This window comes from Streptomyces sp. E-08 (assembly GCF_049913095.1).
Taxonomy (GTDB): Bacteria; Actinomycetota; Actinomycetes; order Streptomycetales; family Streptomycetaceae; genus Streptomyces.
This window is the reverse complement of the sequence record NZ_CP183971.1, coordinates 3441063-3466248: the sequence shown is the minus strand read 5'-3', so window position 1 is coordinate 3466248 and position 25186 is coordinate 3441063. Positions and strand designations below refer to the sequence as shown.

The window sequence follows — 25186 nt, the reverse complement described above, 5'->3', positions numbered from 1 at the left end:
ACTACAACTATTCAGCGAGACAAGATGTGAATATCTGAACGACATTCGAGGAGGCACCCCCATGTCAGGACCCCGCCCCGTGCGAGCAGCCCGCGGTACGGAACTGAGCGCCCTGGGATGGCAGCAGGAAGCCGCCCTCCGGATGCTCCAGAACAACCTCGACCCCGAGGTCGCCGAGCACCCCGACAAGCTCGTCGTCTACGGCGGCACCGGCAAGGCCGCCCGCGACTGGCGCTCCTTCGACGCCATGGTCCGCACCCTGCGCACCCTCAAGCAGGACGAGACGATGCTCGTCCAGTCCGGCCGCCCCGTCGGCGTGATGCAGACCCACGAGTGGGCCCCCCGCGTCCTCCTCGCCAACTCCAACCTGGTCGGCGACTGGGCGAACTGGGAGGAGTTCCGGCGCCTGGAGCACCTCGGCCTCACCATGTACGGCCAGATGACCGCCGGCTCCTGGATCTACATCGGCACCCAGGGCATCCTCCAGGGCACCTACGAGACCTTCGCCGCCGTCGCCGCGAAGAAGTTCGGCGGCACCCTGGCCGGCACCATCACCCTCACCGCCGGCCTCGGCGGCATGGGCGGCGCCCAGCCCCTCGCCGTGACCATGAACGACGGCGTCGCGATCTGCATCGACGTCGACCCGCGCGCCATCGAGCGCCGCATCGAGCACCGCTACCTGGACGTCAGGGCCGACAACCTCGCCCACGCCCTCCAGCTGGCCGTCGACGCCCGCGACGCCCGCCGCCCGCTCTCCATCGGCCTCCTCGGCAACGCCGCCGAGCTGCTCCCGCAGATGCTCGCCGAGGGCGCCCCCATCGACATCGTGACCGACCAGACCTCGGCCCACGACCCGCTCGCGTACCTCCCGGTCGGCGTCGCCTTCGACGACATGGCCGACGCGGCGGCGAAGGACCCGGCCGGCTTCACCCAGCGCTCCCGCGAGTCGATGGCCAAGCACGTCGAGGCCATGGTCGGCTTCATGGACGCGGGCGCCGAGGTCTTCGACTACGGCAACTCGATCCGCGGCGAGGCCCAGCTCGCCGGCTACGACCGCGCCTTCGCCTTCCCCGGCTTCGTCCCCGCCTACATCCGCCCGCTGTTCTGCGAGGGCAAGGGCCCCTTCCGCTGGGCCGCCCTCTCCGGCGAGGCCTCGGACATCCACAAGACCGACAAGGCGATCCTCGACCTCTTCCCGGAGAACGAGTCCCTGCACCGCTGGATCAAGATGGCCGGCGAGCGCGTCCACTTCCAGGGCCTCCCCGCCCGCATCTGCTGGCTCGGCCAGGGCGAGCGCGACAAGGCGGGCGACATGTTCAACGACATGGTCGCCGACGGCACCCTCGCCGCGCCCCTCGCGATCGGCCGCGACCACCTCGACTGCGGCTCCGTCGCCTCCCCGTACCGCGAGACCGAGGCCATGCTCGACGGCTCCGACGCCATCGCCGACTGGCCGCTGCTCAACGCCATGGTCAACGTCGCCTCCGGCGCCTCCTGGGTCTCCATCCACCACGGCGGCGGCGTCGGCATGGGCCGCTCCATCCACGCCGGCCAGGTCTCCGTGGCCGACGGCACCAAGCTCGCCGGCGAGAAGATCCGCCGCGTGCTCACCAACGACCCCGGCATGGGCGTCATCCGCCACGTCGACGCGGGCTACGACATCGCCGAGCGCGTCGCCGACGAGAAGGGCGTCCGCGTCCCGATGCGCGAGGGTGACTCCGCGTGACCTCGTCCCACGACGCCGCCGAGGCGCCCCGCGGCCCCGCCCGGGCCGCCTCGGCGGGGCGGGGGGACTCCCCCTCGTTCCACGCGATGTGGCGCAGCCTCGCCCCCATCGGCCGTAACGCGGCCTCCGGCGGCTACCGCCGCTACGCCTGGACCGCGGCCGACGCCGACTGCCGACTCTGGTTCCGGATGCAGGCCGAGGCCCGCCGCCTGGACGTCGAGACCGACCGCAACGGCAACCAGTGGGCCTGGCTCGGCGACCCCACCGCGGGCGACGCCGTCGTCACCGGCTCCCACCTGGACTCCGTCCCCGACGGCGGCGCCTTCGACGGCCCCCTCGGCGTCGTGTCCGCGTTCGCCGCCCTCGACGAACTCCGCGCCCGCGGAGCCTCGTTCAGGCGGCCCCTCGCCATCGTCAACTTCGGCGACGAGGAAGGAGCCCGCTTCGGCCTCGCCTGCGTCGGCTCCCGCCTCACCGCCGGCCGGCTGACGAAGGAGCAGGCGTACGAGCTCCGCGACGCCGACGGGATCACCCTCCCGCAGGCCATGGAGGCCGCCGGGTACGACCCGGCGGCGATCGGCCCCGACCCCGAGCGGCTCGCCCGGATCGGCGCCTTCGTCGAACTCCACGTCGAGCAGGGCCGGGCCCTGGACCTCTCCGGGGACGCCGTCGGCATCGCCTCCGCCATCTGGCCGCACGGCCGCTGGCGGTACGACTTCGCCGGCGAGGCCAACCACGCCGGCACCACCCGGCTCGTCGACCGCCGCGACCCGATGCTCACCTACGCCGAGACCGTCCTCGCGGCCCGCCGCGAGGCCGAACTCGCCGGAGCCGTCGCCACCTTCGGCAAGATCGCGGTCGAGCCCAACGGCGTCAACGCCATCCCGTCGATGGTCCGCGGCTGGCTCGACGCCCGCGCCGCCGACCAGGGCTCCCTGGACAAGGTCGTCGCGGGAGTCGAGACGGCAGCCCGGGAGTACGCCGAACGCCACGGCATCGACCTCGCCGTCGTCCAGGAGTCCTACACCCCGGTCGTGGACTTCTCGCACACCCTGCGCGACGAGCTCTCCCGGATCCTCGGCACCTCGGGCCAGGTGCCGGTCCTCGGCACCGGAGCGGGACACGACGCGGGCATCCTGTCCGAATCGATCCCGACCGCCATGCTGTTCGTACGGAACCCCACGGGCGTCTCGCACTCCCCGGCCGAGAACGCGGCCGAGGACGACTGCGTGGCCGGGGTCCTCGCACTCGCCGACGTACTGGAGGAGCTGGCGTGCCGCTGACGACGTACTGGCTGGAACACGCCTGGCTCGACACGAACGTCGAGCCGGGCGTGGCCCTCGACGTGTCCGCCGAGGGCCGGATCGAGGCCGTCCGCACGGGAGTGGAGACGCCCCCGCCGGGCGCCGTCGTCCTCCGCGGCCTCACCGTCCCCGGCCTCGCCAACGCCCACTCGCACGCCTTCCACCGCGCCCTGCGCGGCACCGTCCAGGTCGGCTCCGGCACCTTCTGGACCTGGCGCGAGATCATGTACACGATCGCCCAGCGCCTCACCCCCGACAGCTACTTCGCGCTCGCCCGCGCGGTCTACGCCGAGATGGCGCTCGCGGGCATCACCGCCGTCGGCGAGTTCCACTACCTGCACCACGCCCCCGGCGGCAGCCGGTACGCCGACCCCAACGCCATGGGCGAGGCCCTCATCGCGGCGGCCGGCGAGGCGGGCATCCGCATCACCCTCCTCGACACCGCGTACCTCTCCGCCGGCTTCGGCGCCGCACCCGAACAGCACCAGCTCCGCTTCACGGACGGCACCGCCGAGCAGTGGGCCGAGCGGGTCTCGGCGCTCAAGGAGAGCGACGGCGTCCGGATCGGCGCCGCGATCCACTCCGTACGCGCCGTCCCCGCCGACCAGCTGGCCACGGTGGCCCGCTGGGCGCAGGACCGTCAGGCCCCGCTCCACGTCCACCTCTCCGAGCAGACCGCGGAGAACGAGGCCTGCCTCGCGGCCCACGGCATGACGCCGACGCAGCTCCTCGCCGAGCACGGCGTCCTCGGCGCGCACACGACCGGCGTCCACAACACCCACCTCACGGACACCGACGTCACCCTGCTCGGCTCCTCGGCCACCGGCACCTGCATGTGCCCCACGACCGAACGGGACCTCGCGGACGGCATCGGCCCCGCCGTCGCCCTCCAGCGCGCCGGCTCGCCGCTCTCGCTCGGCAGCGACAGCCACGCCGTCATCGACCTCCTCGAAGAGGCCCGGGCCATGGAGCTGAACGAGCGCCTGCGCACCCGCACCCGCGGCCACTGGACGGCCGCCGCGCTCCTGCGCGCCGCCACCGCCGACGGCCACGCGGCCCTCGGCCGGCCCGAAGCGGGCACCCTGGAGCAGGGCGCGCCGGCCGACTTCACCACGATCACCCTGGACTCGGTCCGCACGGCCGGGCCCGTACCGCGCCTGGCGGCCGAGACGGCGGTCTTCGCGGCGACGGCGGCGGACGTGCACCACGTGGTGGTGGGCGGCCGGATCGTCGTACGGGACGGCGTCCACGTCTCCGTACCGGACACGGGCGAGGCGCTCGCCACCGCGATCGCCGCACTCAGAAGCTGAGCCGCACCCGCCCGCCCCGCCCGCCCCTCCACGGAGAGCACCCCATGACGACGACGCTCATCACGAACATCGGCAGCCTGGTCACGAACGACCCCGGCCTCGGCGAAGGCCCCCTCGGCCTGATCACGGACGCCGCCCTCGTCCTGGACGGCGACCGGGTCGCCTGGGCGGGCCCCGCCGCCCAGGCCCCGGCCGCCGACACCTCCACCGACGCCGCCGGGCGCGCCGTCATCCCCGGTTTCGTCGACTCCCACTCCCACCTCGTCTTCGCGGGCGACCGCACGGCCGAGTTCAACGCGCGCATGTCGGGGCAGCCGTACAAGGCGGGCGGGATCCGCACGACCGTCGCGGCGACGCGCGCGGCTAGCGACGCCGAGCTGTCCGCCAACGTCGCCCGCTACATGTGGGAGGCGCTGCGCCAGGGCACCACCACCTTCGAGACCAAGTCCGGCTACGGCCTCACCGTCGAGGACGAGGCCCGCGCCCTGCGCATCGCCGCCGAGCACACGGACGAGGTCACCTACCTCGGCGCGCACATCGTCTCCCCGGACTACGCCGACGACCCTGCCGGGTACGTCGACCTGGTCACCGGCGAGATGCTGGACGCCTGCGCCCCGTACGCCCGCTGGGTCGACGTCTTCTGCGAGAAGGGCGCCTTCGACGGCGACCAGGCCCGCGCGATCCTCACGGCCGGCAAGGCGAAGGGCCTCCAGGCCCGGGTCCACGCCAACCAGCTCTCGTACGGCCCCGGCGTCCAGCTCGCGGTCGAACTGGACGCGGCGAGCGCCGACCACTGCACCCACCTCACCGCCGCCGACATCGACGCCCTCGCCCAGGGCGACACGGTCGCGACCCTGCTGCCCGGCGCCGAGTTCTCCACCCGCGCCGCATGGCCCGACGCGCGCCGGCTGATCGACGTGGGCGTCACCGTCGCCCTCTCCACGGACTGCAACCCCGGCTCCTCCTTCACCTCCTCGATGCCCTTCTGCATCGCCCTCGCCGTCCGCGACATGCTGATGACCCCCGACGAGGCCCTCTGGTCCGCCACCGCCGGCGGCGCCGCGGCCCTCCGCCGCACCGACGTGGGCCGCCTCACCACCGGCGCCCGCGCCGACCTCGTCGTCCTGGACGCCCCCTCGCACGTCCACCTGGCCTACCGCCCGGGCGTCCCCCTGATCGCCGAGGTCTGGCGCAAGGGCGTGCGGGTGGTCTGAGCAGCCGATCGCGGGGGCCCTGCCTGGGGCGCGCTGACCTCCCTGGGCGACCCGTCAGACCCGGTGGCCCAGCACGTTGACCACGCGGCCGTCCGGGTCGCGGACGAAGAAGCGGCGGACGCCCCAGGGCTCGTCGGTCAGCGGGTGGACGATCTCCGCGCCGGACGCGCGGACCGCCCGGTACGCCGCGTCGACGTCCTCGACCTCCACGCTCAGATCGGGGACGACGGGGGCCGTGAGGTCCTCGGACATCAGGCTGATCTGGGCCGTCGGGGCGGACGGGGAGGCGAGGGTCGTGATCCAGCCGTGGTTCATGACCTCCTCGAAACCGAGCAGACCGTAGAACGCGCGGTTCTCGGCCGGGGCGTCGGTCCGGAGGTTGGGGACGGCACGGCGGACACGCGCCGGGGTTCGTGATTCCATGCCCCCACCCTGCCCGGCCGCCGTCAGCGGAACGCGTGGACGACCTCGATCTCACCCACGATGTGCGCGTTGAACTCGTCCAGCTCCTCCGCCGGCACCCACAGCTCCAGGATCGTCCGTCCGCCCGCCTGCCGGACCGGGTACCTGCGGAGGAACTCCGTGTCGACCTCGAAGCGGGTGACGTACCCGGAGCCGCTGTGCTTCACGTTCCAGTCGCGCGCGATCCTCACCGCGTACTCCTCGTCCAGCACGGGGTAGAAGATCGGCTGCTCGGGCAGCCGCGGCGGCCAGGCGCGCCATCCCGACTCCCGCACGAGCTCCAGCTCGACGGGGCCGGTGGGGCGCCACAGGGTCGTCGTCGGGCGGGTGTCGCCGGTCATCGCGATGCTCTCTCTGCCGGGGGAGGCCGCCGGTGCGGCCCCTGGAGGAACGGACGGTAGCGACGGCGGCGGCCCGCCGGCCACCGGGTTTCGGGCCGTGGCGGAGGTCGGGTCGGGGTCGGGCCGGGTGTGCCGGCGCGGCCGCACGGGGCATGCGCGGGCCCGTCCCCTTCGACGGCGAGGTCCTCGGGGAGGTCCAGGTCGGCTGGTGGTCCGGCTCAGGCGGACAGCGTGCGCACCAGCTCCGCCGCGGCCCCCAGCGCCGCCACCTCCTCCGCCGTCAGGTTCGGGTCCGCCGCGCGGCGCGTGCGGGCCGCCGGGAGATCGGGGAGGACCGGGGCGCCGAGTCGGGCGAGCAGGGCAGCCAGGCCCGCGCGGGCGCCCGGGGCGTACGGGGCGCCGGACACGGCGACCTCCGCCAGGATCAGCGCCGACAGGGCACGGTCCAGGCCCGGCGCGCCGCCCTCCTGCGCCGTCCGCCAGTCGATGACGACCGGGCCCCGGGCCTCCGTGAGGATCACGTTCCCCGGGTGCAGGTCGAGATGGACCACGTTCTCGCCCGGCAGCGCGTGCAGGCGGTCGAGCAGATCCGCGATCAACTCGCCCGCGGGTTCCGGCTCGTACGCGCCCGCGAGCAGCGCGTCCAGGAGCGACGGTCCCGCCAGGCGCTCCATGACCAGGTCCGGGCCCTCCGCGTGGAGGACCGCCGGCACCGGATAGCCCCGGTGCGCGAGCCGGGCCATCACCGCCGCCTCCCGGGTCGCGTCCCCGCCGTCCCGGTACCGCCGCAGCACCCGCCGCTCGTCGAGCGCGTGCACGTCCGCCGTCCTGCCCCGGCCGATGACCTTCAACCGGCCCACCCCTTTCGCGCCTCGGTCCTCCGCGTCGCCACGGACCGGCCGAGTATGCCAACCGGGGACACGGAAAGGCCCGTCCACGGTCGGCAGACGGTGGACGGGCCCTTCGGCGGCTCGGGGGTGCCGCTGGAGGTCACTCCTCCAGGGTCAGGCCGCGGCGCAGCCGGCCGAGGGTGCGGGCGAGCAGCCGGGAGACGTGCATCTGCGAGATGCCGAGCTCCGCGCCGATCTCCGACTGGGTCAGGCCGGTGACGAAGCGCAGGGAGAGGATCTGCCGCTCGCGGACGGGCAGCGAGGCGATCATCGGCTTGAGGGAGGCGATGTACTCGATCCCGGTGAGTCCGTGGTCCTCGTAGCCGAGGCGGTCGGCGAGCGCGGCCTCGCCGCCGGCGCCGTCCTCCTCGTCGGGCTGTGCGTCGAGGGAGGTCGCGGTGTAGGCGTTGCTCGCGGCCATGCCCTCGACGACCTCCTCCGGCGCGATGCCGAGCTCTTCGGCGAGTTCGGCGACGGTCGGGGCGCGGTCGAGGCGCTGGGCGAGCGCGTCACCGGCCCTGGCGAGGTCGAGCCGGAGCTCCTGGAGCCTGCGGGGCACGTGGACGGACCACGAGGTGTCGCGGAAGAAACGCTTGATCTCGCCGATGATCGTCGGCATCGCGAAGGTCGGGAACTCGACGCCGCGGGTGAGTTCGAAGCGGTCGATCGCCTTGATGAGGCCGATGGTGCCGACCTGGACGATGTCCTCCATCGGTTCGCTGCGGGTGCCGAACCGGGCGGCGGCGAACCGGACCAGGGCGAGGTTGAGTTCGACGAGGGTGTTGCGGACGTACGCGTGGTCGTGGGTGCCCTCCTCCAGCTCGGAGAGCCGGGCGAAGAGCTGCTTCGACAGGGCGCGGGCGTCGACCGGGCCGATCCGGTCGAGCGGCGTGTCGTGCAGTCGGTCGGGCAGGTCGGGCAGGTCGGCGACAGGGGGGAGGGGGAGCGCTGCCGACGGCGCGTCGGGGGTACGCGGGGCGTCGAGCCGGGGTGACATGGGTCTCCTTCGGGTGCTTCTCGCTGCGGTTTGCGGCGCCTCCAAAGCCGGTCGGGTCGGACGTTCTCTTCTAGCCCTACCGGTTCGACCCCGATGGTTGCAAGTGGCAATAATCCGTTCTGTGTCGATATGTGGAGGACCTCGTGTGCGCTGGAGGGGGCGCCGCTTGTAGGGTTCGGGGGCACGTCAGTCGGCATCCGCGAGAGCGAAAGAGGCACGGCCATGGACCGCGAACACATCGGCAGCGCGCCGCCCGCGCGGCTGCGGGTCGAAGTGCGGGACGTGGCCGGGAGCACACTCCTCACGCCCGTCGGTGAGCTCGATCACCACACCGCCGAACTGCTGCGCAGCCCCCTGGACACCGCCCTCGACGCGGGCGCGGCGCGGCTCGTCGTCGACTGCTCGGGCCTGGAGTTCTGCGATTCGACCGGGCTCAACGTGCTCCTCGGCGCGCGGCTGAGGGCGGACGCCGCCGGCGGCGGCGTCCATCTGGTGGGGATGCGGCCCGCGGTGGCGCGGGTGTTCCACATCACGGGCGCGGACGCCGTCTTCACGGTCCACGAGGCGCTCGACACGGCGCTCCCCGGCTGAGACCGACGTCATACCCCCCCCGCACGGCTCCGCCCGTACGTCCTGTCCCCTCTGTCCCGTCGATCGGTGAGGTGAAGCGTTGATGGACCAGGCTTCCGACGTCCGTACGCTCGCCCTCGGCGAGACCAGCGGTACGGTGCCGCTCGCGCGCGACTTCACGCGGTCGGCGCTCCAGGAGTGGGGCTGGCTGCCGGCCGCCACCGCCGACCGCAGGGCGGCCGCCGAGGACGTCCTGCTCGTCGTCTCCGAACTCGTCACCAACGCCTGCCTGCACGCCGAGGGCCCCGAGCGGCTGCGCGTCCTGCGGATGCCCCGCACGCTGCGCCTCGAAGTCACCGACCGCGGCGCCGGCCAGCCCGCGCCGCGCACCCCGCACCGGTCCGGACGGCCGGGCGGGCACGGCATGTTCATCGTGCAGCGGCTCTGCCTCGACTGGGGCATCGACCGCACCCCGGGCGCCCCCGGCAAGACCGTCTGGGCCGAACTGGCCGCACCGGCATAGGACTTTCACAAGTCCACTGGTTCCCCTGCCTTCCCTCCGCAAGGTCTCCGGCGTACCTTGACGCCCAATCTGAAAGACCGTCAGTTACGTTGCGGTGAGGGGTGCTCGGGGTGTCCAAGGTGCCGAACCGGAGGAGAACGACCGCCGCGCTCACGGCCGCCGTCGCGGTGGCGGGCGCGGCCGTACTGGCCGGCGCACCGGCCGCCCAGGCGGTCGTCGTCGACGTGAACTACGCCTGCGAGACGAAGATCGGGCCCAAGAGCGCCGTCTCGCCCGTCGACATCAAGGCCGTCAAGAGCGGCAGCGGCTACACGATCACCATGTCGTTCGAGAAGGGGGTCTCCGACAGCCCGGTCGAGCTCCCCAAGGGCGTCATGACCCCGCGCGCCGAGCTCGTCCTCGGCGGCGACGCGAGCGGCAGGGTGAAGGTCACCGGCACGCCGAACACGGCCGCCATCCCGCCCGACACCCCCATCAGCATCGGCACGCTCACGGGTACGTTCACCCCGAAGAAGAACGGCAAGGTCACCTTCACGGCGGGTGTCCTCACCGTGCACGCCCTCGGGATGGACGCGGCCGTCTGCACGCCGAAGAACAACCCCAAGCCCTCGCTGGAACTCCAGGTCACGGGCGTCTCAGGAGGTTCGGACACCCCACCGCCCGCCGACGACGGCGGCTCCGGAGGTTCCGGCGACGAACAGCTGCCCAAGACCGGCCCGCTCGACTCCGCCGTGGCGCTCGGCACCCTCGGCGGCACCGTCCTGCTGACCGGCGCCGCCGGAGTCCTCTGGCTCACGCGGCGCACGGCACGCTGATGCGGACGGCGGACCGCCCCGGGGCACGGAGGGCGGCGCCCCCCGGACGGCGGACGGCGGCCCGCTCCGGGCTCGTGGCCGCCGCGGCCGCCCTCCTCGGCGCGGTCGCGGCGGCGCCCCCCGCCGCCCGCGACTGGACGGCGGCGCCCGCCGCCGGACGGCCGTACGCCTACCTGGAGGGCCCGGCCGGCAGCGTCCTCCAGGACACCCTGTCGGTCACCAACCCCGGCACCGCGCCGCTCACCGTCCGCCTCTCCGGGCAGGGCGCCCCGGTGTCCTTCGCCGCGCCGACCGTGACCGTGCCCGCCCGGACGCGGGCCGACGTGCCCTTCGCCGTGACCGTCACCGCGGACACCCCGCCCGGCGAACACCGGGGCACCGTACGGGCCGCGGCCGCCGGCCGGGAGGTCCGCGTCGACCTGCGGCTGCGGGTCAGCGGACCGCACCTCGCCGCGCTCACCGTCGAGGACGTCCACGTCGACGCCGCCACCGGCGCCGTCCGCTACACCCTGGTCAACCGCGGCACCACGGTCCTCGCCCCGCGCCTCGCAGTCCGCGCCGAAGGCCTCCTCGGCACCGTCCTCGACCGCCCGGAGCGCGCCCTGCCGCTCACCCTGCGCCCCGGCGAGCGGGCCACCGGGACCGAACCCTGGCCCGACCCGCCCGCCCTCGACTCCGTCACCGTCCGGCTGACGGCCACCGCACCGGGCGCCGCCCCCGCCACCGCCCGCGCCGAGGCCGCCTTCGCCTCGGGCCCCGCGCTCACCGGCACCGCCGGCCTGCTTCTGGCGGCCGCGGGCGGAGCCGGATACGCGGCACGGCGGCGGAGCGCGTCCCGTACCCAGCGAGCCCCGGCGGGAGCGACACCATGAGGACGATCCGTACGGCCGCCGCCCTCCTCGCCGCCCTCGCCCTCGTCCTGCTGCCCACCGCCCCCGCGGCCACGGCCGCACCGGGGCCCGTGGTCGAGCTGTCGAAGACCGAGGGCGGCAAGGGCGGCGAGATCACCGTCAGCGGCAGCGGCTGGAAACCCGGCGCGCTGCTCATGCTCCTGATCTGCGGTCAGGGAGCCCCCGGCAAGGGCGTCGTCGGCGGGACCAACTCCTGCGCCAACACCGAGGGCCGGGCGGCGACCGTCGACGCCAGGGGAGCGTTCAGCGCGAAGCTCCCCGTCGCCGAACCGCCCAAGCCCTGCCCCTGCGTGGTGCACGTCGCCGGGGTCACCGGACAGCAGGACGCCGTCGACAAGGCGTTCACGGTCGCCGGGCACCCCACGGCCCCGCTCCCCGAGGCCTCCGGCGACGGGCGCCTCGCCGTCCTCGCCGCCGTACGCCTCGACGGCTCCAGCGGCATCCTCGTCTGGTTCGGCGCGCCCCCGAGCCGCGAGGTCGTCTTCACCGTCGGCAACCTGGGCCCGGCCGCCGTCAAGGACCCCGTCTTCCAGGTCGGCACCAGCCACGGCGTCTTCGCGCCCCAGTACGAGGAACGCCAGTGGCGCGGCACGATCGAGCCCGGCAAGAAGGCCCTGATCCGTCTCCCCGCCGAGCTCACGGCCGGCGCGCACGGCGACTACCAGGTCTCCGTGAAGTACGCGGGCAAGGTCCTCGTCGAGCAGCCGTGGGGCGTCGGCAGGCCCTGGGGCGTCACCCTCTTCTGGGTGCTCCTCGGCGTCGTGGTGCCGGCCGCGCTCTTCCGGACCGGCATGGCCGTGGTCGACCGCGCGCGGCCCTCTTCCGGGGCCGGACGGGCCCGCACCTCCCGGACCCGGACGGTGCCGCGCCCGCGTCGCCGCGCCCCGGCCCGTACACCCGCTTCCGCCCCCGCACCGGGGGACGGGGAGACGACCGCGGCCCTGCCGTGGTTCAGCCCTGACTCCGCACCGTCAGCGCCAGAGAGCAGCAGCCCGACGACGAAGGGACATGCGTGAGTACGCAACGGAGGATGAGCGCGGCCGGGGTCGCGCTGATGCTCGGCGGCGCGGGGATCCTGTATGCCGCCGGCCCCGCCCAGGCCGCCGAGACCAGCTACGCGACGGAGTGCATCCCGCCGCCGATCTCGGGGCTTCCGCCCGTGCAGGGCACGACGAAGGTGCTGATCACCGCGCCCGCCGAGGCCAAGGTCGGCGACGAGGTCGAGATCGTCTGGAAGACGGTCCAGGCCGCCTCGAAGAACCCCGACGTGCTCGACCTGGACAAGGACACGGTGAAGCCGACCGGCGTCCTCACCGTGGGCGGCGCGGGGAGCGGGACCGTCGCGATGGAGGGACCGCGGCAGAACCCGCCGATCCCCAAGAACAGCCCGATGGTGCTGCCCGACATGAAGGGGAAGCTGAAGCTGGACAAGGCGGGCGAGATCACGCTGACGCCCGGCAAGTACACGATCAACGTCTCCAAGCCCCTGTCGACGGACACCAAGTGCTCCCCGAAGGAGACGGTGCCGGTCGGCGCGACGATCAAGGTCACGGACGGGGGAGGGGGGACGACGACGTCGGGCGGTACGACGACCTCGGGCGGGACCACGACGTCCGGTGGTACGACGACCTCGGGCGGGACCACGACGTCCGGTGGTACGACGACCACGGGCGGTACGACGACCACGGCGGGTGGCACCACCGCCTCGGGCGGATCCTCGGACTCCGGCGGATCCTCCGACTCCGGCGGTACGACGTCCACCGGGGGTACGACGTCCACCGGCGGCGGCTCCGGCGACACCGGCGGCGCCGCGACCAGCTCCTCTGGCGGCACCGGAGGCGAATCCGGGAGTTCCGGGGGCTCCGGCGGCACCGGCGGCCGGACCGACTTCCCCGGCAAGGAGGTCAAGGTCGCCTTCGCCTGCACGAGCCCCGGCCCGGAGGCGATCGACTCCAAGGTGACGATCGACGCGAAGAAGAACGGCGAGGTCTACGACCTGACGGTCAAGACCGCCAAGGGCGTCATGAAGAGCCCGGCCGCCCTGCCCGCGGGGGCCCTGAAGCCCTCCATGGCGGTCAAGATCGGCGGGGCCGACAAGGGCACGGTGACGGTCACCGGCGCGGCCAATCCCACCGCCCTCGCCCTGGACGCCCCGGTCAGCCTGGAGGACATGAAGGGCACGTACCGGCCCGGCGCGACCGGCACGTCGACGCTCAGCCCCGGCACGCTCACCATCAAGGTCAGCCTCGGCTCCGTGAAGATGGAGATCCCCTGCCGGGTCAAGGGCGCCGTGAAGGCCTCCCTCGAACTGGACACCAGCAAGCAGGACGGCGGTGTCTCCGGCGGCGACGACGGCGGCACGGACACGACCGCCGGTGCCGGCTCGGACTCCGGATCCGGCGGCTCCGACGGCGGGAACCTCGCCCACACCGGCGGGAACGACGGCGCCCTGCGCGCCCTCGCCCTCGTCGCGGGCACGGTCATCCTGGTCGGCGGCGCGGTCTTCACCTTCACCCCCTGGGCCCGCCTCAGGCGCTGAGGGAACGGCGAAGGCCGCCGCACCGGAGCGGTGCGGCGGCCTTCGGCCGTACAGGGGGCGGGGTCAGTGGACGCTGCCCATGAGGCCCTGGACCTTCTTGCGGTACATGTAGATCGCGAAGCCCGCGAGGACGGCCAAGGCGGCCTGCATCGCGATGATCCCTGTCCCGTTCAGGTCCACACCGGCCAGCGACAGCAGACCCGTGGTGCAGTCACCGGCGGTGACGGCGAGGAACCAGACGCCCATCATCTGGGAGGCGTACTTCTGCGGCGCCATCTTCGTGGTGACGGAGAGGCCGACCGGGGAGAGGCACAGCTCACCGATGGTCTGGATCATGTAGATCGTGACCAGCCACATCGGGGAGACCTTGGTGCCGTCGCCCGCCATGTTCATCGGGACGATGAAGACGAAGAAGGACGCGCCGACCAGGACGAGACCCATCGCGAACTTCACGATGGTGTTCGGCTCCTGGTTCTTGCGGGCCAGCCACAGCCACAGCCAGGCGAAGACCGGGGCCAGCGCCATGACGAAGAGCGGGTTCAGGGACTGGTACCAGGTGGCCGGGAAGCCGAAGCCGAAGACGGTGTCCGCGGTCTTGTCGTCCGCGAACAGCGACAGGGTCGAGCCACCCTGGTCGTAGATCATCCAGAAGACGGCGGCGGCGACGAAGAACCAGATGTAGCCGGTCATCTTCGACTGCTCGGTCTTGTCGAGGTCCTTGTCGCGCTTGATGCGGACGAGGACGGCGACCGGGATGATCAGACCCGCGAGGGTGATCGGGACGAGCGCCCAGTTCAGGGTGTACATGCCGAGGCCGACGATGACGCCGTAGAAGGCGGCGGCGAGGACGAACACGAGCGCGACCTTGACCAGGACGCTCTTGCGCTCGGCCTGGCTGAGCGGGTTCGGGACGACGGCGCTCTTCGGGCTGAGGTTCTTCGTGCCGATCAGGAACTGGATCAGGCCCAGGCCCATGCCGAGCGCGGCGAGCGCGAAGCCGAGGTGCCAGTTGACCTTCTCGCCGACGGTGCCGACCACGAACGGCGCCACGAAGGCACCGAGGTTGATGCCGACGTAGAAGAGCGTGAAGCCACCGTCACGGCGCGGGTCGTCCGGGCCGTCGTAGAGGTGGCCGACCATCGTGGAGATGTTGGCCTTGAGCAGACCGGAACCGGCGGCGACGAGCGCCAGACCGACGAAGAACATCGCCTGGCCGGGGAGGGCCAGCGAGGCGTGACCGGCCATGATCACGAAACCGGCGATCGTGACGGTCTTGCGGGCGCCCCAGACGCGGTCGCCGAACCAGCCGCCGGGCATGGCCATCAGGTAGACCATCGAGACGTACACCGAGTAGATGGCCGTCGCCGTGGCCGCCGTCATGGCGAGGCCGCCACCCTGGCTGCCGGTCGCCGCGTCCGCGCCGCCGGAGACCAGGTACAGAACGAGAAGGGCCCGCATGCCGTAGTAGGAGAAGCGCTCCCACATCTCGGTCATGAAGAGGGTGGCCAGGCCACGGGGGTGGCCGAAGAACGTCTTCTCGGAACCAGAGGTTCCGGACGAAGCCGTCGTCAGGCTGGACGCCATGTCGATCCTTGCTCTGTCGGGACGCACGCCTTGTGAGCGTGATGCGCCCGGTGGGGGAGGCCGGCACCGGCGGAGTGTTGGAACTCCACCGGGATCCACGCCCCGGGAGATGCGTCTTCGCGTCCCGGAACCCGGCCCACAGGTCATTCACCGTCTCAAGGTTCGGCTGAGCCGACCTCACGCAGAAAGAGGACCTTGGCGCGCGAAGCTGGCCAAAGGTCCCCGATTACCGCTACTGACGTCTCGCCACCATACGACACGACACTGCCGGATATGGAAGGACTTGAGAGATGGATCACAGGCGCGGATGCAACCGCGCAAGGTCATTCGAAGGTCATGTGCAGGATGCCCACAAGATCCCCAGGGGCCGCCCAGGCCCTGTCCATCCCGCCCCGGCCCGGGCGCCGTGCCGACTACCATCACCCCATGACCCGTGTACTGCTCGCCGAGGACGACGCATCCATCTCGGAACCGCTGGCCCGCGCCCTGCGGAGAGAGGGATACGAGGTCGAGGTCCGCGAGGACGGCCCCACCGCCCTCGACGCCGGACTCCAGGGCGGGGTCGACCTGGTCGTGCTCGACCTGGGCCTGCCCGGCATGGACGGCCTCGAAGTCGCCCGCCGGCTGCGCGCCGAGGGCCACACGGTCCCGATCCTGGTCCTCACCGCCCGCGCGGACGAGGTCGACACCGTCGTCGGGCTCGACGCGGGCGCCGACGACTACGTCACCAAGCCCTTCCGGCTCGCCGAGCTCCTCGCCCGGGTCCGAGCCCTGCTCCGGCGCGGCTCCACCGAGCCCGCCACCGCCCCGGCGACCCACGGCGTGCGGATCGACGTCGAGTCCCACCGGGCCTGGATGGGCGACGAGGAGCTCCAGCTCACCGCGAAGGAGTTCGACCTCCTGCGGGTCCTGGTCCGGGACGCCGGCCGGGTCGTCACCCGTGACCAGCTGATGCGCGAGGTCTGGGACACCACGTGGTGGTCCTCCACCAAGACCCTCGACATGCACATCTCCTGGCTCCGCAAGAAGCTCGGCGACGACGCGGCGAACCCGCGCTACATCGCGACGGTCCGAGGGGTCGGCTTCCGCTTCGAGAAGAGCTGAGCGCCTTCGAGAACAGCTGAGCGCCTTAGAGAACAGCTGAGCGCCTCCGAGAGGAGCTGAGCGCCTTCGAGAACAGCTGAGCGCCGCCGCCGGGGCCCGGGGCCAGGGTCCGGGGCCGCCTTCCGGATCGGGCCGGACTCGCGGGGCCACGCCGGCGCCATAGGGGCTCGCGCGGTGCCGCGGCCGCCGTCCGCCGCGGAACGGCCGCGCGGCTCCCCGCACCCCCGAGGCCGTCCGGCAGGGCGTCGCCACCCCCGTCGCCGTCAAGCCGCCCTCCGGAGGATCCATGCGCCGCCGACTGATCAACTCCACGCTCGCCGTCGTCCTCGTCGTCATCGCCGTCTTCGGGGTCTCCCTCGTCCTCGTCGAGACCCGCACCATCTCCAGCAGCGCCCAGGAGAGCGTGGACTCGGAGGCGCTGCGGATCGTCTCCATCGTCGACAGCCGGCTCATCGGCGGCGAACCGGTCAACCCGGACATCCTCGCCGAGCAGAGCGGCGCCAAGCGGTACGCCCAGATCCGCATCCCGGGCCGCGAGACCATCGAGATCGGCAACCGCCCCGAGGGCGAGGTCATCCGGGGCCTCGCCGAGGGCGAGCGCGGGGAGACCGTGCTCGTCGAGGAGTCCCGCTCCGCGGTGACCGCCGAGGTCGGCCGCACCCTGCTGATCATCGGCGCGGTCGCCCTGCTCGCGGTCGTCGCCGCCGTCCTCCTCGCCGTACGGCAGGCGAACAAGCTGGCCTCGCCGCTCACGGACCTCGCCGAGACCGCCGAGCGCCTCGGCTCCGGCGACCCGCGGCCCCGGCACAAGCGGTACGGGGTGCCCGAGCTGGACCGGGTCGCGGACGTCCTCGACGCCTCCGCCGAGCGCATCGCCCGCATGCTCACCGCCGAGCGCCGGCTCGCCGCCGACGCCTCCCACCAGCTCCGTACGCCCCTCACGGCGCTCTCCATGCGCCTGGAGGAGGTCGCCATGGCCGACGACCTCGACACGGTCCGGGAGGAGGCGACGATCGCGCTCACCCAGGTCGAGCGGCTCACCGACGTCGTCGAGCGGCTGCTGACCAACTCCCGCGACCCCCGCACCGGCTCCGCCGTCGCCTTCGACCTGGACGAGGTCGTCAAGCAGCAGATCGAGGAGTGGCGCCCGGCCTACCGCAGCGCGGGACGGGCCATCGTGCACTCCGGCAAGCAGAGGATGCGGGCGGTCGGCACCCCCGGCGCGGTCGCCCAGGTGCTCGCCGCCCTGATCGAGAACTCGCTCATGCACGGTGGCGGCACGGTCGCCCTGCGCACCCGCGTCACCGGCAACCAGTCGGTGATCGAGGTCACCGACGAGGGCCCGGGCGTCCCGGCCGACCTCGGCGCGCGGATCTTCGAGCGGGCGGTGAGCGGCCGCAGCTCGACCGGGATCGGCCTGGCGGTGGCCCGTGACCTGGCGGAGGCGGACGGCGGCCGTCTGGAGCTGCTCCAGCAGCAGCCGCCGGTCTTCGCGCTCTTCCTGAGCCGGGAGGTCAGGAGCGTCGCGGAGGCGCCGCAGGAGCGCCCCGTACGGTAAGACGCGCGGAAGGCGCAGGTCAGACGCGGTCGGGCTGGCGACGGGTCGCCTGCCGCGGGGCCTGCTCCAGGAACGATTCGGCGGTCTGCACGGCCTCCTTGGCCGGCAGCGCCCGGAACACCCACGTGCGGTACGACCAGAAGCGGAACAGGGTCGCGATCCCGATGCCGGAGAACTTGAAGAAGTTGCTCGCCAGCGGGCCGTCCCAGCCGAAGCCGTACGTCGCCGCGTACAGGATGCCGTTCTCGATGACCAGGCCGACCAGGCTGAACAGCAGGAACAGCGTCAGTTCCTTGGTGCGCCCGGACTTGTCCCGGTCGCGGTACGTGAAGTAGCGGAAGCCCACGTAGTTGAAGGCGATCGCGACCACGGTGGCGATCAGGCTCGCCCGCACGACCGGCAGCTCCGAGAAGTGGCGCACCAGGTTGAAGACGCCCAGGTTGACCAGGACGCCGAGACCGCCGACCACCCCGAACTTGGCGACCTCCCGGAAGAGCCCCTGGAGTCGCATGCGCAGCGCGCCGGGTTCACTCATGGTGATCGCTCTGTCCGTCCGTCCGGATGACGTCCGGGCGACGTCAACCCAACCATGCTAACCAGCGCCCCTGTCACCCGCCTGTGTACCTCGAAAACCCGTGGAGAACCCGTATCCCGCCCCCGTCGCGCTTGTGCCAAGACACAGCCGGACGAGTGTTCCCCGATGGTGCGGATACCCTAAGAGGGTGACGTTCCCCGTAGTAGGCATGGTCGGAGGCGGGCAGCTCGCCCGCATGACCCACGAGGCGGGCATCCCCCTCGGCATCAAGTTCAAGCTCCTCAGCGACACCCCGCAGGACTCCGCGGCCCAGGTGGTGAGCGAGGTCGTCATCGGCGACTACCGCGACCTGGACACGCTGCGTGACTTCGCGCGCGGCTGCGACGTGATCACCTTCGATCACGAGCACGTCCCCACCGAGCACCTGCGCGCCCTGGAGGCCGACGGCATCCCCGTCCGGCCCGGCCCGGACGCGCTCGTGCACGCGCAGGACAAGGGGGTGATGCGCGCGAAGCTCGACGAGATCGGCGCGCCGAGCCCCCGCCACCGCATCGTCGCCGACCCCGCCGACGCGGAGGCCTTCGCCGCCGAGGCCGGCGGCTTCCCGATCATCCTCAAGACCGTGCGCGGCGGCTACGACGGCAAGGGCGTCTGGTTCGTCCGTACGCCCGAGGACGCCCGCGACCCCTTCCTCGCGGGGGTCCCGGTCCTCGCCGAGGAGAAGGTCGACTTCGTCCGCGAGCTCGCGGCGAACATCGTCCGCTCCCCGCACGGCCAGGCCGTCGCCTACCCGGTCGTCGAGTCCCGTCAGGTCGACGGCGTCTGCGACACGGTCATCGCGCCCGCGCCCGACCTCGACGACGAGCTGGCGGGGCAGGCCCAGGAGCTGGCCCTCCGCATCGCCAAGGAGCTGGGCGTCGTCGGCCACCTCGCCGTCGAGCTGTTCCAGACCACGGACGGCCGCATCCTCGTCAACGAACTGGCGATGCGCCCGCACAACTCCGGCCACTGGACCCAGGACGGGGCGATCACCTCGCAGTTCGCCAACCACGTCCGGGCGGTTCTCGACCTGCCCCTCGGCGATCCGCGTCCGCGCGCGACGTGGACCGTGATGTGCAATGTCCTGGGCGGCGACTACCCGGACATGTACTCCGCGTACCTGCACTGCATGGCCAGGGACCCGCAGCTCAAGATCCACATGTACGGCAAGGACGTGAAGCCCGGTCGCAAGGTGGGCCACGTCAACACCTACGGCGACGACCTCGACGACGTGCTGGAGCGCGCCCGTCACGCCGCCGGCTATCTGCGAGGAACCATCACCGAATGAGCACCGCCACCGCCCCCGTCGTCGGCATCGCCATGGGGTCCGACTCCGACTGGACCGTCATGGAGGCCGCCGCGCAGGCCCTCGACGAGTTCGAGATCCCGTACGAGGTGAACGTCCTCTCGGCGCACCGGATGCCGCGCGAGATGATCGCGTACGGCGAGGAGGCCGCGGGCCGCGGCATCCAGGCGATCATCGCGGGCGCGGGCGGCGCCGCCCACCTGCCCGGCATGCTCGCCTCCGTCACCCCGCTGCCGGTCATCGGCGTCCCGGTGCCGCTGAAGTACCTCGACGGCATGGACTCGCTGCTCTCCATCGTGCAGATGCCCGCCGGCATCCCCGTCGCCACGGTCTCCGTCGCCGGAGCCCGGAACGCGGGCCTGCTCGCGGCCCGGATCCTCGCCGCGAGCGACGCCGAGCTCCGCGCCCGGATGACCGACTTCCTGCAGGAGCTCAACGACCAGGCCACGGAGAAGGGCAAGCGGCTCCGGGCCAAGGTCGAGGGCTCGGCGTCCTTCGGCTTCGCCAAGTGAGCGCCGCGGACCGTCTGGAGGAGGCCCGCGAGCTGCTCGCGGGCCACCCCGTCGTCGACGGCCACAACGACCTGCCCTGGGCGCTGCGCGAGCACGTCCGGTACGACCTCGACAAGCTGGACATCGGCGCGGACCAGACCGGCGCGCTCCACACCGACCTCGCCCGGATGCGGGCGGGCGGCGTCGGCGCCCAGTTCTGGTCGGTGTACGTGCCCTGCGAGCTGACGGGCGACCACGCCGTCAGCGCCACCCTGGAGCAGATCGACATCGTCGACCAGCTCCTGGAGCGGTACGCGGGCGACCTCGCCCCCGCCCTGACCGCCGACGACATGGAGGCGGCCCGGAAGCAGGGCCGTATCGCCTCCCTCAAGGGCGCCGAGGGCGGCCACTCGATCAACAACTCCCTCGCCACCCTGCGCGCGCTGCACGCCCTGGGCGTGCGCTACATGACGCTCACGCACAACGACAACAACGACTGGGCCGACTCCGCGACCGACGACCCGCGCGTCGGCGGTCTGACCGCCTTCGGCCGCGAGGTCGTCCGCGAGATGAACCGCAGCGGCATGCTCGTCGACCTCTCCCACGTCGCCGCGACCACCATGCGGGCCGCGCTCGACACCTCGGCCGCGCCGGTGATCTTCTCGCACTCCTCGGCCCGCGCGGTCTGCGGACACCCGCGGAACGTCCCGGACGACGTCCTGGAGCGGCTGCCCGCCAACGGCGGTGTCGCGATGGCCACCTTCGTGCCGAAGTTCATCCTGCCCGCCGCCGTCGAGTGGACGAACCGCGCGGACGAGAACATGCGGGCGCACGGACTGCACCACCTCGACACCACCCCGCGCGGCATGGAGGTGCACCGCGCCTTCGAGGCGGAGAACCCGCGCCCGATCGCCACCGCCGCCACGGTCGCCGACCACCTCGACCACATGCGCGAGGCCGCCGGCATCGACCACATCGGCATCGGCGGCGACTACGACGGCACGGCCTTCACCCCGTCCGGTCTGGACGACGTCGCGGGCTATCCGAACCTGATCGCGGAGCTCCTGCACCGCGGCTGGTCTCAGCCGGACCTCGCCAAGCTGACCTGGTCCAACGCGGTCCGCGTCCTGCGGGACGCGGAGGCCGTCTCCCGCGACCTGAGGAGCCGTACGGCCCCGTCGAACGCCACGATCGACGTGCTCGACGCGCCATAGGCGCCGCCACCCGCTCCTCACCCGGACGGCGTAGCCCGCCGGGCCCCGGGCAGGGGCCGGTGGCACGGTGGACGGTACTGCCCCGCCGCTCTAGGCGGGGCGGTACTGCATCGCCGATCTCGGAGTAACACCATGGCGGAACTGCTAGACGACCATCCCAACCTCTCCACCGTCCCTGCCGCCGCCGGCGAGCCCGACCCGCCGGAGTCACCGCCACCGCTCGACGAGACGGCCCGGGCCCGCGCCCTGCTGGCCGCGCAGCCCGTCACCGAGGGCCACACCGAACTCCCCGGATCGCTCGACCCGGAGGACCTGCCGCCCGTCCGCGCCGCGGAGGCCGGGGCCCAGCTCTGGTCCCTCCACGTGGAGACGGACGAAGGCGTCATCGGGACCCTGCGGCGCATCGACGCCGTCCGCGCCCTCGTCGCCGCCTGCCCCGAGGAACTGCGCCTCGCGCACACCACGTCCGAGCTGGACCACGCCCGCAACTGCGGCCGTGTCGCCGCCCTGCTCGGACCGGTCGGCTGGACCGCGCTCGGCGGCTCGGCCGCCACCCTGCGGGCCTACCACGCCCTGGGCGTACGGGCCGTGAACCTCACCCGCTTCGACCGCTTCGCCCGCGACGCGGTACGGGAGATGAACCGCATCGGCTTGGCCGTGGACCTCTCCGGCGCCGACCAGGACACGGTCCGCCGCACCCTCGCCGTCACCCGCGCCCCGGCGCTGCTGACCCGGGCGGCCCCGGAGAACCTGCCGGACGACGTCCTCGGCCTCCTCGGCGAGAACGGCGCCGTCCTCATGGTCACGGTCACCGACGACCTGTCAGCCGTCGCCGATGTCCTCGACCGGGTGCGCACGGAGGCGGGCGCGCACTGCTCGGGCGTCTCCCACACCACCGCCCCGGCCGCCGGCTACGTGCCGCTCTTCGCGGAGCTGCTCCGCCGCGGCTGGACCGCCCAGGAACTGGTCGGCCTCTCCCACGCCAACGCCACCCGGGCGCTGCGCGGGACGGAGTTCCTGGCCCGGACGAACCGGATCCGGCCGGCAGCGGCCTGACCGGTACGCACGCGAGAGGGGCGCACCGCCTGCGGTGCGCCCCTCTCCTCCGTTCTCAGGCCGTCGGGCGGCCCATCGCCCGGTACGTCCAGCCGGCCGCCCGCCACCGCTCGCCGTCGAGGGCGTTGCGGCCGTCGAGGATCGTCCGCGTGGCGGCGACCGAGGCCAGCTCGGCCGGGTCGAGCTCGCGGAACTCGCGCCACTCGGTCAGGTGCAGCACGACGTCCGCCCCGCGCACGGCCTCCAGGGCCGAGTCGGCGTAGCCGAGGGTCGGGAAGACGCGGCGGGCGTTGGCCATGCCCTTCGGGTCGTAGACGGTCACCTGGCCGCCCTGGAGGTGTATCTGGCCGGCCACGTTCAGGGCGGGGGAGTCGCGGACGTCGTCGGAGTCCGGCTTGAAGGTGGCGCCGAGGACGGCGACCCGGCGGCCCAGGAAGGTGGACCCGCCGAGGGCCTCGCGGGCCATCTCGACCATCTGGCCGCGCCGCCGCATGTTGATGGAGTCGATCTCGCGGAGGAAGGTCAGGGCCTGGTCGGCGCCCAGTTCGCCCGCACGGGCCATGAAGGCCCGGATGTCCTTGGGCAGGCAGCCGCCGCCGAAGCCGATGCCGGCGCGCAGGAACTTGGCGCCGATCCGGTCGTCGTGGCCGATGGCCTCAGCCAGCTTCACGACGTCGCCGCCGGCGGCCTCGCAGACCTCCGCCATCGCGTTGATGAAGGAGATCTTGGTGGCGAGGAACGAGTTGGCGGCGGTCTTCACGAGCTCGGCCGTCGGGAAGTCGGTCACCACGAACGGCGAGCCCTCGGCGACGGGGACCGCGTACACCTCGCGGAGCGTCTTCTCGGCCGCCTCGCCGAACGCGCGGACGCCGACGACGACGCGGTCCGGGTGCAGGGTGTCGTTGACGGCGAAGCCCTCCCGCAGGAACTCGGGGTTCCAGGCGAGGTCGACGCCCTCCGGGAGGAGCGCGGCGAGCCGCTCGGCCGAGCCGACGGGGACGGTGGACTTGCCGACGACCAGGGCCCCTTCGCGGACGACCGCCGCGAGGGAGGTGAAGGCGGCGTCGACGTAGCTCATGTCGCAGGCGTACTCGCCGTGCTTCTGCGGGGTGTTCACACAGACGAAGTGCACGTCGCCGAAGGCGCCGACCTCCTCCCAGGAGGTGGTGAAGCGCAGCCGGCCGCTCGATCCCTCGATGCCGGCGACGTGCTTCGCGAGCAGCTCCTCCAGGCCCGGCTCGTACATGGGGACGCGTCCGGCGGACAGCATCTCGACCTTCTCGGGGACGACGTCCAGGCCGAGCACCTCGAAGCCCAGCTCCGCCATGGCCGCGGCGTGGGTGGCGCCGAGGTAGCCGGTGCCGATCACGGTGATCTTGAGGGCCATGCGGGACTCCAGGGAACGTCGGGCGGAATGCCTGCCCGAGCATAGTCGTGCCCTGGTCGGGGACCCCGTCACGCCCTACCATTTGGGTTACTTAACGGTAGTTAGCAAGCGTGGGAGTGAGTGAGCGTGTCAGGTTCTGCTGATTTCGACCTGTATCGGCCTTCCGAGGAGCACGACATGCTCCGGGAGTCGGTGCGTGCCCTCGCGGAGGCGAAGATCGTTCCGTTCGCGGCGGCGGTGGACGAGGAGGGCCGGTTCCCGCAGGAGGCCCTGGACGCGCTGGTCGCCAACGACCTGCACGCCGTGCACGTCCCCGAGACCTACGGCGGCGCCGGCGCGGACGCGCTCGCGACGGTGATCGTGATCGAGGAGGTCGCGCGCGCGTGCGGCTCGTCCTCGCTGATCCCGGCCGTCAACAAGCTGGGCTCGCTGCCGGTGATCCTGTCCGGCTCCGAGGAGCTCAAGCACAAGTACCTCGGCCCGCTCGCCAAGGGCGACGCGATGTTCTCCTACGCCCTGTCCGAGCCCGACGCGGGCTCCGACGCGGCCGGCATGAAGACCCGCGCCGTGCGCGACGGCGACTTCTGGGTCCTCAACGGCGTCAAGCGGTGGATCACCAACGCCGGCGTCTCCGAGTACTACACCGTGATGGCCGTCACCGACCCCGACAAGCGGTCCAAGGGCATCAGCGCCTTCGTCGTGGAGAAGTCCGACGAGGGCGTCTCCTTCGGCGCCCCGGAGAAGAAGCTCGGCATCAAGGGCTCCCCCACCCGCGAGGTCTACCTCGACAACGTCCGCATCCCCGCCGACCGCATGATCGGCGCCGAGGGCACCGGCTTCGCCACCGCCATGAAGACCCTCGACCACACCCGCATCACCATCGCCGCCCAGGCCATCGGCATCGCCCAGGGCGCCCTCGACTACGCCAAGGGCTACGTCAAGGAGCGCAAGCAGTTCGGCAAGCCCATCGCCGACTTCCAGGGCGTGCAGTTCATGCTCGCCGACATGGCCATGAAGCTCGAGGCCGCCCGCCAGCTCACCTACGCCGCCGCCGCCAAGTCCGAGCGCGTGTCCGCCGGAGGCGACAAGGAAGACCTCACCTTCTTCGGCGCCGCCGCCAAGTGCTTCGCCTCCGACGTCGCCATGGAGGTCACCACCGACGCCGTCCAGCTCCTCGGCGGCTACGGCTACACCCGCGACTACCCCGTCGAGCGCATGATGCGCGACGCCAAGATCACCCAGATCTACGAAGGCACCAACCAGGTCCAGCGCATCGTCATGGCCCGCAACCTCCCGTAGGCACGGCGAAG

At 72.7% G+C, this 25186-nt stretch carries 24 protein-coding genes; 17 read left to right on the top strand and 7 right to left on the bottom strand.

Going from position 1 to position 25186, the window contains the following annotated elements; genetic code table 11:
• Positions 1–61 precede the first annotated feature (61 nt).
• The 4 genes from hutU to hutI all read left to right on the top strand — a co-directional run bounded on the left by hutU (position 62) and on the right by hutI (position 5554).
• On the top strand, positions 62–1726 hold the full coding sequence (gene hutU / locus ACN9MM_RS15730; RefSeq protein WP_426364212.1) for a urocanate hydratase: 1665 nt from the start codon (positions 62–64) through the stop codon (positions 1724–1726).
• Between the two features lie 86 nt (positions 1727–1812).
• Complete coding sequence (locus tag ACN9MM_RS15725; RefSeq protein WP_426368750.1) at positions 1813–3009, top strand: allantoate amidohydrolase; 1197 nt, start codon at positions 1813–1815, stop codon at positions 3007–3009.
• A complete protein-coding gene (locus ACN9MM_RS15720; RefSeq protein ID WP_426364211.1) occupies positions 3000–4340 on the top strand; it encodes a formimidoylglutamate deiminase in 1341 nt (446 codons plus the stop codon). Before ACN9MM_RS15725 ends, ACN9MM_RS15720 begins: the two co-directional genes overlap by 10 nt.
• 44 nt (positions 4341–4384) lie before the next feature.
• Positions 4385–5554, top strand: coding sequence for an imidazolonepropionase (gene hutI / locus ACN9MM_RS15715; protein ID WP_426364210.1), 1170 nt, complete (start codon positions 4385–4387; stop codon positions 5552–5554).
• 54 nt (positions 5555–5608) lie between these two features.
• Here hutI and ACN9MM_RS15710 read toward each other — a convergent pair whose 3' ends face one another.
• The 4 genes from ACN9MM_RS15710 to ACN9MM_RS15695 form a co-directional block, all read right to left on the bottom strand.
• Entirely contained in the window at positions 5609–5977 is a 369-nt protein-coding gene (locus tag ACN9MM_RS15710; protein WP_426364209.1) for a VOC family protein, read from the bottom strand.
• Between the two features lie 23 nt (positions 5978–6000).
• On the bottom strand, positions 6001–6357 hold the full coding sequence (locus ACN9MM_RS15705; RefSeq protein WP_426364208.1) for a hypothetical protein: 357 nt from the start codon (positions 6355–6357) through the stop codon (positions 6001–6003).
• A 218-nt stretch (positions 6358–6575) separates the two neighbouring features.
• A complete protein-coding gene (locus ACN9MM_RS15700; protein ID WP_426364207.1) occupies positions 6576–7217 on the bottom strand; it encodes a phosphotransferase in 642 nt (213 codons plus the stop codon).
• Between the two features lie 130 nt (positions 7218–7347).
• Positions 7348–8244: an RNA polymerase sigma factor SigF gene (locus ACN9MM_RS15695; RefSeq protein WP_426364206.1), complete on the bottom strand. Its 897-nt coding sequence runs from the start codon at positions 8242–8244 to the stop codon at positions 7348–7350.
• Between the two features lie 222 nt (positions 8245–8466).
• On the opposite strand from ACN9MM_RS15695, the gene ACN9MM_RS15690 reads away from it, so the two are divergent.
• From ACN9MM_RS15690 to ACN9MM_RS15665, 6 genes are all read left to right on the top strand, one after another.
• Positions 8467–8835, top strand: a complete 369-nt coding sequence (locus ACN9MM_RS15690) for an STAS domain-containing protein (RefSeq protein WP_426364205.1) — start codon at positions 8467–8469, stop codon at positions 8833–8835.
• An 82-nt stretch (positions 8836–8917) separates the two neighbouring features.
• Positions 8918–9337 carry an ATP-binding protein gene (locus ACN9MM_RS15685; protein ID WP_426364204.1) on the top strand — a complete coding sequence of 140 codons (420 nt, stop codon included), beginning with the start codon at positions 8918–8920 and terminating at the stop codon, positions 9335–9337.
• Between the two features lie 119 nt (positions 9338–9456).
• Entirely contained in the window at positions 9457–10152 is a 696-nt protein-coding gene (locus tag ACN9MM_RS15680) for a peptidase (RefSeq protein ID WP_426368749.1), read from the top strand.
• On the top strand, positions 10152–11024 hold the full coding sequence (locus ACN9MM_RS15675; RefSeq protein ID WP_426364203.1) for a hypothetical protein: 873 nt from the start codon (positions 10152–10154) through the stop codon (positions 11022–11024). The genes ACN9MM_RS15680 and ACN9MM_RS15675 overlap by 1 nt, the downstream gene beginning before the upstream one ends.
• Positions 11021–12079 carry a hypothetical protein gene (locus ACN9MM_RS15670; protein WP_426364202.1) on the top strand — a complete coding sequence of 353 codons (1059 nt, stop codon included), beginning with the start codon at positions 11021–11023 and terminating at the stop codon, positions 12077–12079. Before ACN9MM_RS15675 ends, ACN9MM_RS15670 begins: the two co-directional genes overlap by 4 nt.
• Positions 12080–12093: 14 nt before the next feature.
• Complete coding sequence (locus tag ACN9MM_RS15665) at positions 12094–13602, top strand: hypothetical protein (protein ID WP_426364201.1); 1509 nt, start codon at positions 12094–12096, stop codon at positions 13600–13602.
• A gap of 63 nt (positions 13603–13665) precedes the next feature.
• On the opposite strand, the gene ACN9MM_RS15660 is transcribed toward ACN9MM_RS15665, so the two are convergent.
• Complete coding sequence (locus ACN9MM_RS15660; RefSeq protein ID WP_426364200.1) at positions 13666–15186, bottom strand: peptide MFS transporter; 1521 nt, start codon at positions 15184–15186, stop codon at positions 13666–13668.
• A 426-nt stretch (positions 15187–15612) separates the two neighbouring features.
• Between ACN9MM_RS15660 and ACN9MM_RS15655 the strand changes: the two genes are divergently transcribed.
• Together ACN9MM_RS15655 and ACN9MM_RS15650 are read left to right on the top strand one after the other, a co-directional pair.
• Complete coding sequence (locus tag ACN9MM_RS15655) at positions 15613–16290, top strand: response regulator transcription factor (protein ID WP_426364199.1); 678 nt, start codon at positions 15613–15615, stop codon at positions 16288–16290.
• Positions 16291–16576: 286 nt separating this feature from the next.
• Positions 16577–17848: an ATP-binding protein gene (locus ACN9MM_RS15650; protein ID WP_426364198.1), complete on the top strand. Its 1272-nt coding sequence runs from the start codon at positions 16577–16579 to the stop codon at positions 17846–17848.
• Positions 17849–17867: 19 nt separating this feature from the next.
• On the opposite strand, the gene ACN9MM_RS15645 is transcribed toward ACN9MM_RS15650, so the two are convergent.
• Positions 17868–18383 carry a GtrA family protein gene (locus ACN9MM_RS15645; RefSeq protein ID WP_382872295.1) on the bottom strand — a complete coding sequence of 172 codons (516 nt, stop codon included), beginning with the start codon at positions 18381–18383 and terminating at the stop codon, positions 17868–17870.
• A 187-nt stretch (positions 18384–18570) separates the two neighbouring features.
• Here ACN9MM_RS15645 and ACN9MM_RS15640 point away from each other — a divergent pair, with 187 nt between their 5' ends.
• The 4 genes from ACN9MM_RS15640 (at position 18571) to ACN9MM_RS15625 (ending at position 22489) form a co-directional block, all read left to right on the top strand.
• On the top strand, positions 18571–19710 hold the full coding sequence (locus ACN9MM_RS15640; protein ID WP_382872292.1) for a 5-(carboxyamino)imidazole ribonucleotide synthase: 1140 nt from the start codon (positions 18571–18573) through the stop codon (positions 19708–19710).
• Positions 19707–20240 carry a 5-(carboxyamino)imidazole ribonucleotide mutase gene (purE, locus tag ACN9MM_RS15635; protein ID WP_426364197.1) on the top strand — a complete coding sequence of 178 codons (534 nt, stop codon included), beginning with the start codon at positions 19707–19709 and terminating at the stop codon, positions 20238–20240. The genes ACN9MM_RS15640 and purE overlap by 4 nt, the downstream gene beginning before the upstream one ends.
• Positions 20237–21433 carry a dipeptidase gene (locus tag ACN9MM_RS15630; RefSeq protein WP_426364196.1) on the top strand — a complete coding sequence of 399 codons (1197 nt, stop codon included), beginning with the start codon at positions 20237–20239 and terminating at the stop codon, positions 21431–21433. The genes purE and ACN9MM_RS15630 overlap by 4 nt, the downstream gene beginning before the upstream one ends.
• A gap of 132 nt (positions 21434–21565) precedes the next feature.
• The gene (locus ACN9MM_RS15625; protein ID WP_426364195.1) at positions 21566–22489 is read left to right on the top strand and encodes a membrane dipeptidase; all 924 of its coding nucleotides are present in this window, start codon (positions 21566–21568) and stop codon (positions 22487–22489) included.
• Between the two features lie 55 nt (positions 22490–22544).
• Here the strand turns inward: ACN9MM_RS15625 and ACN9MM_RS15620 are convergent, their stop codons facing one another.
• A complete protein-coding gene (locus ACN9MM_RS15620) occupies positions 22545–23876 on the bottom strand; it encodes a UDP-glucose dehydrogenase family protein (protein WP_426364194.1) in 1332 nt (443 codons plus the stop codon).
• 126 nt (positions 23877–24002) lie between these two features.
• Between ACN9MM_RS15620 and ACN9MM_RS15615 the strand changes: the two genes are divergently transcribed.
• Positions 24003–25175, top strand: coding sequence for an acyl-CoA dehydrogenase family protein (locus ACN9MM_RS15615; protein ID WP_426364193.1), 1173 nt, complete (start codon positions 24003–24005; stop codon positions 25173–25175).
• Positions 25176–25186: the final 11 nt, after the last annotated feature.

Excerpts from the sequence above, each read along its gene's own strand:
- ACN9MM_RS15645 (WP_382872295.1), bottom strand. The coding sequence starts at position 18,383 with ATGAGTGAACCCGGCGCGCTGCGCATGCGACTCCAGGGGCTCTTCCGG.
- ACN9MM_RS15655 (WP_426364199.1), top strand. The coding sequence starts at position 15,613 with ATGACCCGTGTACTGCTCGCCGAGGACGACGCATCCATCTCGGAACCG.
- ACN9MM_RS15695 (WP_426364206.1), bottom strand. The coding sequence starts at position 8,244 with ATGTCACCCCGGCTCGACGCCCCGCGTACCCCCGACGCGCCGTCGGCA.
- ACN9MM_RS15670 (WP_426364202.1), top strand. The coding sequence starts at position 11,021 with ATGAGGACGATCCGTACGGCCGCCGCCCTCCTCGCCGCCCTCGCCCTC.
- ACN9MM_RS15620 (WP_426364194.1), bottom strand. The coding sequence starts at position 23,876 with ATGGCCCTCAAGATCACCGTGATCGGCACCGGCTACCTCGGCGCCACC.
- ACN9MM_RS15665 (WP_426364201.1), top strand. The coding sequence starts at position 12,094 with ATGAGCGCGGCCGGGGTCGCGCTGATGCTCGGCGGCGCGGGGATCCTG.
- ACN9MM_RS15710 (WP_426364209.1), bottom strand. The coding sequence starts at position 5,977 with ATGGAATCACGAACCCCGGCGCGTGTCCGCCGTGCCGTCCCCAACCTC.
- hutU (WP_426364212.1), top strand. The coding sequence starts at position 62 with ATGTCAGGACCCCGCCCCGTGCGAGCAGCCCGCGGTACGGAACTGAGC.
- ACN9MM_RS15675 (WP_426364203.1), top strand. The coding sequence starts at position 10,152 with ATGCGGACGGCGGACCGCCCCGGGGCACGGAGGGCGGCGCCCCCCGGA.
- ACN9MM_RS15725 (WP_426368750.1), top strand. The coding sequence starts at position 1,813 with ATGTGGCGCAGCCTCGCCCCCATCGGCCGTAACGCGGCCTCCGGCGGC.
- purE (WP_426364197.1), top strand. The coding sequence starts at position 19,707 with ATGAGCACCGCCACCGCCCCCGTCGTCGGCATCGCCATGGGGTCCGAC.
- ACN9MM_RS15705 (WP_426364208.1), bottom strand. The coding sequence starts at position 6,357 with ATGACCGGCGACACCCGCCCGACGACGACCCTGTGGCGCCCCACCGGC.
- ACN9MM_RS15650 (WP_426364198.1), top strand. The coding sequence starts at position 16,577 with ATGCGCCGCCGACTGATCAACTCCACGCTCGCCGTCGTCCTCGTCGTC.
- ACN9MM_RS15625 (WP_426364195.1), top strand. The coding sequence starts at position 21,566 with ATGGCGGAACTGCTAGACGACCATCCCAACCTCTCCACCGTCCCTGCC.
- ACN9MM_RS15685 (WP_426364204.1), top strand. The coding sequence starts at position 8,918 with ATGGACCAGGCTTCCGACGTCCGTACGCTCGCCCTCGGCGAGACCAGC.
- ACN9MM_RS15660 (WP_426364200.1), bottom strand. The coding sequence starts at position 15,186 with ATGGCGTCCAGCCTGACGACGGCTTCGTCCGGAACCTCTGGTTCCGAG.
- ACN9MM_RS15690 (WP_426364205.1), top strand. The coding sequence starts at position 8,467 with ATGGACCGCGAACACATCGGCAGCGCGCCGCCCGCGCGGCTGCGGGTC.
- hutI (WP_426364210.1), top strand. The coding sequence starts at position 4,385 with ATGACGACGACGCTCATCACGAACATCGGCAGCCTGGTCACGAACGAC.